The sequence below is a fragment of the Streptomyces sp. NPDC001709 genome (assembly GCF_053596375.1).
In genome coordinates this window covers 1-6,391 of the sequence record NZ_JBSFGB010000108.1, presented here as the reverse complement: position 1 = coordinate 6,391, position 6,391 = coordinate 1, and the positions used below count along the sequence as shown (strand labels likewise).

General features: G+C 64.9%; 5 protein-coding genes and 2 pseudogenes. 3 read left to right on the top strand and 4 right to left on the bottom strand.

The window, feature by feature from the left end; translation table 11 throughout:
- Nucleotides 1-175: 175 nt before the first annotated feature.
- Together ACWC0C_RS47825 and ACWC0C_RS47820 are read right to left on the bottom strand one after the other, a co-directional pair.
- A pseudogene (locus tag ACWC0C_RS47825) lies at nt 176-1,222 on the bottom strand (IS3 family transposase).
- Between the two features lie 110 nt (nt 1,223-1,332).
- Entirely contained in the window at nt 1,333-1,518 is a 186-nt protein-coding gene (locus ACWC0C_RS47820; protein WP_450871469.1) for a hypothetical protein, read from the bottom strand.
- A 341-nt stretch (nt 1,519-1,859) separates the two neighbouring features.
- Here ACWC0C_RS47820 and ACWC0C_RS47815 point away from each other — a divergent pair, with 341 nt between their 5' ends.
- Both ACWC0C_RS47815 and ACWC0C_RS47810 read left to right on the top strand, forming a co-directional pair.
- Nucleotides 1,860-2,216: a hypothetical protein gene (locus ACWC0C_RS47815; protein ID WP_450871467.1), complete on the top strand. Its 357-nt coding sequence runs from the start codon at nt 1,860-1,862 to the stop codon at nt 2,214-2,216.
- Between the two features lie 23 nt (nt 2,217-2,239).
- Nucleotides 2,240-2,560, top strand: a pseudogene (locus ACWC0C_RS47810) (IS5/IS1182 family transposase); the annotation flags it as partial.
- 31 nt (nt 2,561-2,591) lie between these two features.
- Here ACWC0C_RS47810 and acpP read toward each other — a convergent pair.
- Entirely contained in the window at nt 2,592-2,819 is a 228-nt protein-coding gene (gene acpP, locus ACWC0C_RS47805; RefSeq protein WP_450871465.1) for an acyl carrier protein, read from the bottom strand.
- 1,213 nt (nt 2,820-4,032) lie between these two features.
- Between acpP and ACWC0C_RS47800 the strand changes: the two genes are divergently transcribed.
- The gene (locus ACWC0C_RS47800) at nt 4,033-4,311 is read left to right on the top strand and encodes an HNH endonuclease (RefSeq protein ID WP_450871464.1); all 279 of its coding nucleotides are present in this window, start codon (nt 4,033-4,035) and stop codon (nt 4,309-4,311) included.
- Nucleotides 4,312-4,721: 410 nt separating this feature from the next.
- On the opposite strand, the gene ACWC0C_RS47795 is transcribed toward ACWC0C_RS47800, so the two are convergent.
- Entirely contained in the window at nt 4,722-5,954 is a 1,233-nt protein-coding gene (locus ACWC0C_RS47795; protein WP_450871462.1) for a hypothetical protein, read from the bottom strand.
- Nucleotides 5,955-6,391 lie beyond the last annotated feature (437 nt).

The window sequence follows — 6,391 nt, the reverse complement described above, 5'->3', positions numbered from 1 at the left end:
ATCGCTTCGCGGCGCAGCACGGTGTGGCAGCCCTCGCCCCCGACGAAGATGACCGCGAGCCGGGTTGAGGGCTCGACCCACAAGCAGCGGAACCACGCGCCACACCAGTGCCTGGACGGCCACCGGGCCCCGTCACAGCGGAACCTGTCAACGTGATCAAGGCAGGTAGTTCGTTCTATCCCTGTGCCGGGATCGGTTGGTTGTCGGGCTGGGGTTCGTCGGGTTTGTTGATCCAGGCGGCCTCGGGGAGCTTCGGTGGCTCGGGGGCCTTGCGGACGAAGCGTTCGGGGTGTTTCCCGTAGACGTCGGCGCGCATCTCCCGCAGCTGCTCGGCGAGGCCGAAGTGCACGTCGAACGGGGTGTGCATCGCTATCCCCGAGTGCCTGTGCTCCAGGTTGTACCAGTCGAAGAACCGCTCGCTCCAGGCACGCGCGTCTTCGATGCATCCGAACCTGTCGGGGAAGTCGTGCCGGTACTTGAGGGTCTTGTACTGGCTCTCCGAGTACGGGTTGTCGTTGGAGGTCTTCGGTCTGGAGTGCGACTTGGTGACGCCGAGGTTCGACATCATCTGGGCGACGTTCTCGGCGACCATGGGCGAGCCCCGGTCGGAGTGGATCGTCAACTGGCCGTATTCCACTTCGTACTTGGCGATCGTGGAGGACAGGAACTGCTCGGCCAGCTCCTTGTTCTCCGAGGTGGCGAACATCCAGCCGACGGTGTAACGGCTGTAGATGTCGATAATCGTGTAGAGGCAGTAGTAGCTGCCCTTGAGGGGGCCCTACAACTTGGTGATGTCCCAGGACCACACCCGGTTCGGGCCCTCGGCCACGAGTTCGGGCTTCTTGCGCGGCGGGTGGGTGGCCTGCCGGCGCCGCTCACGGACCTCGCCGTGACGGCGCAGCAGCCGGTACATCGTCGATTCCGAGCATAAGTAGACGCCGCGGTCCAGCAGGACCGCGTAGATCTCGCCCGGTGCCATGTCCACGAACTCTTCACAGCGGAGCATCTCAAGGACCCTGGTCTCCTCGGCCGGAGTGAGCGCACGTGGATGACGCCGCCGTTCCCGGCGCGGTGGACGGGCAGGCGGCGGGGACTTGCGGTGGTAGCGGTAGTAGGTGGCCCGGCTCACGCCGAGTGCGGCACACGCCCTGACCCGGCCGACCACGCCCGCCAGGTCCTCCAGCGCCTGGGCCCGGGCGTCCTCGAAGACCGTGCCCGCCACCGGATCCCGGCCCCCCGTGTCCGTGTCCGTGTCCGTGTCCGTGTCCGTGTCCGTGTCCGTGTCCGTGTCCGTGTCCGTGTCCGTGTCCGTGTCCGTGTCCGACGGGATGATCACTTGCTCTCGCCGTTCTTCGTGGCGCTGTCCGTGGCGAGCTGGTCGAGCAGCGCGGAGAGTTTTCCCTGCACCTCGATGACGGTGCGGGCCTTGCCCAGCTCCTGTTGCAGGTTGGCGTTCTCGGCCTTCAGCCGGGCGATCTCCTTGTCCCGCGGGTCGGCCTTCGGCCTCCCCTCGCTCAACGAGGTACGGGTAGATGAAGCATCGGTCGTAGCCCTCACGGAAGCGATGCTGTTGGTGATCTTCATCCGTACCCGGGCGCGTGCGAGGCGGGTCTGGTATGTGGCCCGTCCGATCAGGGTGGGGCAGCGGTGCGACGCAGCTGAAATCGGGGACCGGGCCAGGCCCTGGAACTCGAATGGCCGAGCGTGCAGACGCGCAAGGTCGTTGCCGATGACACTTCCGTGCGCTCTCACGATCCCCCCGGCGCCCCCGCACGATTCCAGGGCGGCAGCAACGGGCGGGGCATGCTCTGTGCCGGACGGCCGGCCGTCGGCCGATGTCCGCCGAGCAAAGGGATCCCATGCGTCTACGCCATACTCTCGGTGCCGCCCTCGGCGCCGTCGCTCTTGTTGCCACCTTGCCGGCCTCCGCGAGCGCCGCCACCGGCGACTTCTCCTACAAGTACGTCGGCCTCGACGGCACTGTGCAGTCGGTCACCCTGCACGACCCACAGAGCCCCGGCTGCATCACTCTGCCGGAGGTAGCGGACCCGGGCTCCTCCGAGCCGGCGTTCGCCCCGCACAACGACACCGACACGTGGGTGATGGTGTTCACCGAGCCGGACTGCACGGGCAACTCCTGGACGTTGCGCCCCCATGGACACCCTGCCACGGACCGGCTCAAGTTGCGTTCGGTGTTCCTGACCGACCACCACTGACAGCGCATGTCGCCGGTTCCCCTCCAGCGGGCGGCCGTCCTCGCACCCAGCTCCACCATCTCAGCGCAGATAAGCCGTACGGCTCACGCCGCAATCGTCGCTATCTGCAGCGTCGCCAGATTCGACACACCATTCCCGAGCGTCGCGACCTGCAGGCCCACCGACAGCGCCGAGGCGGTCAACCCACCAGCTTCGACCGAGCACGCTGCGCCCGCAGAAATGAAGTCGAGCGGACCGTCAATGTGCTGAAGAGTTTCCGTGCCGTGGCGACCAGATACGGCGAGAGCGCGTACGTCTTCCACGGCACGGTGACCCTCGCCTCGATCCGGCTGTGGCTCCGTTGATGACCCGCCGCACGGCCTTCAGGAGTTGTCCCTACGACTTGCGCACCTGGATGTACTCCACCAAGTGCGCTACCGACAAGATCTTTTCGGCATGCTCGTCGGGAATCTCGACTTTAAAGTCCACCTCGATCCTCATCATCAGCTCGACAATGTTGAGCGAGTCTGCCTCCAGGTCCTCCTTGAACCGGCTGTAAGAGCTGACCGCGTTCTTGTCCTTGTTCAGCACCTCGGCGACGATGTCGATGACCTTCTGCTCCACCTCTGCACGCACCGTTCTTACCTCTCCACGATTGGGCCGGCACGGCCCGTCCCTCGCTCTTCCGGGAACGGGCGAGGGGCCTCCCGAACTCTCTCCCGCCGCACGCGGGCGACGAACCTCAGCACCCTGATCACCCATGCGAGTGACCACTTTTCCGCCACGGCCGCGACCGATCCGCATCCCAAACCGTAACTGACCCGTCGGGCAGGCCCTAGGAGACCGAGGCGGTTACGGTGTCCTGGCGCCTATGTGCTCCCGAGGGGCGTTCGACGCGAGCGCGGTCTCCCTTTCTGACTGGCAGTCAATCGGTTTGTCAGTGGTGCCCTATACCGTCACGAGTCGAAGTCCCACCCTTTGTGCGGGTGGGCCGTACCAAGGGGTGGGGTTGTGCCGGTACAGGATCGTGTATGTAAGTGCGGGCGGAAGTTCCGGGGGACCAACCTGAAGTGTTCGCGGTGCCGTGCGGACTGGCGTACGTGCAAGCACTGCGAAAACCGGTTCCACGGGAACGGGCGCGTCTGTGGGTCGTGCGCCGCCAGAAAACAGCGGACCTGCGACAACTGCGGCAACTTCTTCAAGGGAAACAACCGGCAGTGCAAGCCCTGTCGCAAGATCAGACGGAACTGCGGCCGACTGCGGCAGGGAAATCGTGAGCGACATGCTCAAGTGCAGTACCTGCCAAGCCGTCGAGCGGCAGTGTGTCGAGTGCGGTGACACCTTCGTCGGCAAAGATTCGAAGTGCTGGCCGTGCCGCAAGGTCGAACGGGATTGCTGGGACTGCGGAGAGACCTTCACCGGCGCAACGAACTACTACGACGCCTGCCGGGACTCGGAGCGCAAGTGCACTGACTGCGGCATGACCTTCACCGGGAAGCGGAGCCGCTGCAACCGGTGCCAGAACGAGGACCGGGAGTGCGACGGCTGCGGACGAGAGTTTCGCAGCACCGGTAACCGACTGTGCACCGCTTGCCGGGCGAAGGACCGTGAGTGCCCGGAATGCAACCGGATCTTCCGGGGGAACCGGACTGTCTGCCCTGGCTGTGAAGCGACGGACAAGGTCTGCATGGACTGCCACAGCCCCTTCTGGGGGCGCGACCGCCGATGTGGTCCCTGTAAGTGGCGAAGCGTTCCAGCGGAGATCCGTACCAACCGTTCCCGGGCCTACTACAACGCGCGGCGTGCCCGAATCCTTGGGACCGACTCGGTGGACCGTGTGACCGAAGAGGAGTACGCCGCAATCCGGGCTGAAGGCGAGTGTGTCTACTGCGGCCGACAGGCGACGGACGGAGACGTCGACCACATCCGTCCTCTGACGTTGGGTGGCCGGCACGAAGCCGCGAACCTGGTTCTTGCGTGCATCCACTGCAACCGCAGCAAGAACAACTCTCTGCTGATCCGGTGGCGCCCGGACCGCGTCGAACGTGCTTGCCAGGTGTCAGAGAAGGTGCGGGCGGAGTATGAACGGCAACTTGCCGAGGCAGCCGCAGCGTAGTGGGAAGCCGATGCGGTCGGTCCTTCTCGCTCCTCCCCACGGCGGTGCGCGCGCTCGCGCAGCCTCCATGTATGTGTCCCGTGAACGAGTGCGCGTGTCGCGTCGCTTGTCGCATCCCAGGTCAAAGCCGGTTTCAGGCGTCTGCACACCGAAACCGGGTCGTTCCCTCCGTGGCTTTGTGCGTGAGACTGGGTTCTGGCGCAACTTCTGCGGAGCTCCGCTGTCTGCGCTCGTGCTCGCTTCAGACCAACGGACTGACCTGCTGGATCCAAGCGTTCAGTGTCCTGGTGAACCGATCGTCGAGCTATCACCACGGGAGTTGAGCCAGAAGCCGAGAAACGGGCAGCCCTTCTAGTCGGTGAGCCGGGCACGACCCCTAGACCTATTCGTGGTGCAGCCGACTCGCTAGCTCACCAATCTTCTTCCGGGGCTTCAGTCCGCGATTCGATGCCCGCCGTGGCGACTTCCCCGCGGTTGCTCAGGGAGAGGCCGCAGAAGGGGCAGGAGAAGGACTCGACCGTACCAACGTCGACGACCCCGCCAGGGTGGATGCACGAAACCGCCCACTCATCGCAGCGGCAGGGTACGGGGCTGAGGTCCCCGTACACGTTGCCGGCGTAACCGCAGGCCGGGCACTCACGCCACCACACATGGTCACCGCTTGCCCGACTGCCTATCAGGCAGCCTCTTTGGTCGAGGTAGATCAGCATGTCAACTAGGGGCATATCGCGGTCGCGATTCTGCACGTCGATGAGTCCCGCGATGACACCTGAAGCGATCATGACCTTGACCGTTACAGCAGTATGGGACCGCTGCATGACGCCAGGGTCCTCGTGGGAGGCCAGCGGCGCAGGGAGCGGGAGCACTCCGTACTCTACGAGCAGCCTCTCGGCGGCTTGCCCGGCCTGGGCTCCCTCGATCCGTAGTGCGGTGACCACTGCAGCGTCCAGAGCAGTGCGGGTGATGTCCCCGTTGAGCTCCTTGGACATTGTGGCTTCGTCCCAGGAGGCGGCCTCAAGGCCTGTGCTGAGGGCTACCGAGATCGCTGAGCGGGCACGCTCGCGCGCGGCGAGCGCAAGTTGTTCGGCGAAGGGTTCCAGAAGTGGCCGTGTGGCCGGTCCTGCGGGGGCGGGCATGGAGGCAACCTGGCTCAGATCTGCGAAGACGCTCGTGTATTCGCCCCAGAAGTCAGCCGGGTCCAGGCCTAGCTCGGCGCGGACAGACTCGACGACTTGGACGCCCGTTTCGACGACCTTCCTGACGGCCATGTCATCGAGGTAGGCAGAGTGCGCGACGCCGTTGCGGGAGTCGGCGAACGGTCGAAAAGTCCGTTCATCCACTGGCATACGGCCGTGCATGAGGACGGCTGCAGTTTTGAAGGCTTCGAGTATGCCGATGGTCCTAGCCTCAGAAAGAGGCTTGACGCCGTTCGCGTCCCCGTGCCCAAGAGAGTGGAAGCGGAAGGATTGGTCCCCCTTCTCGGCAATCAACAAGGGGTTGTGACGACACAGCAAGGCCTTGAGGATGTGTTCGCATCCGACACCAGCGTGTAGGACCGCGAAGGCGTGGTTCTCTTGGCGCCACGAGTCCAGGGACGCGCGCAGGAACCGGCTCGCCATCTCGGTGAAAGTCTTCTCGTTCAAATTTTCCGTCCCCCCTCAGCTCGATCTTGGCCCAGTGGTCCGGCCTTCGTCCAGCACGGCGAGCTGTCACCACGGGAGTTGAGTCAGAAGCCAATCTCATGCACGAAGCCAGGACAGACCCGAGCAGGGCGAAGAGCCAAGTTGGCATGCCCCTGCCTCCCGCGAGGTAGGGTGTTTCTAGCCCTGCTTCCTGTCCACGGAGGTGGCGTCGCCGGTGGTATGCGAGCGCCGAATCAGTAACGCGCAGACCAACCCGGCTGATCGCACTGGAGGCGCTGGAAGGCTGTACGGGCTGGGGGTGGATCTTGAGGGGCAGTACGTCGAACTGTCGTACGTGGACGTTGTACGCGAGCGACAGCGGCGTCCGTTGCCGGACTGTGTGACGGCCGGGTTCGAGGATGTAGCGCCGGTGCAGCCGTTTCGCTGGTCGCGGGTTG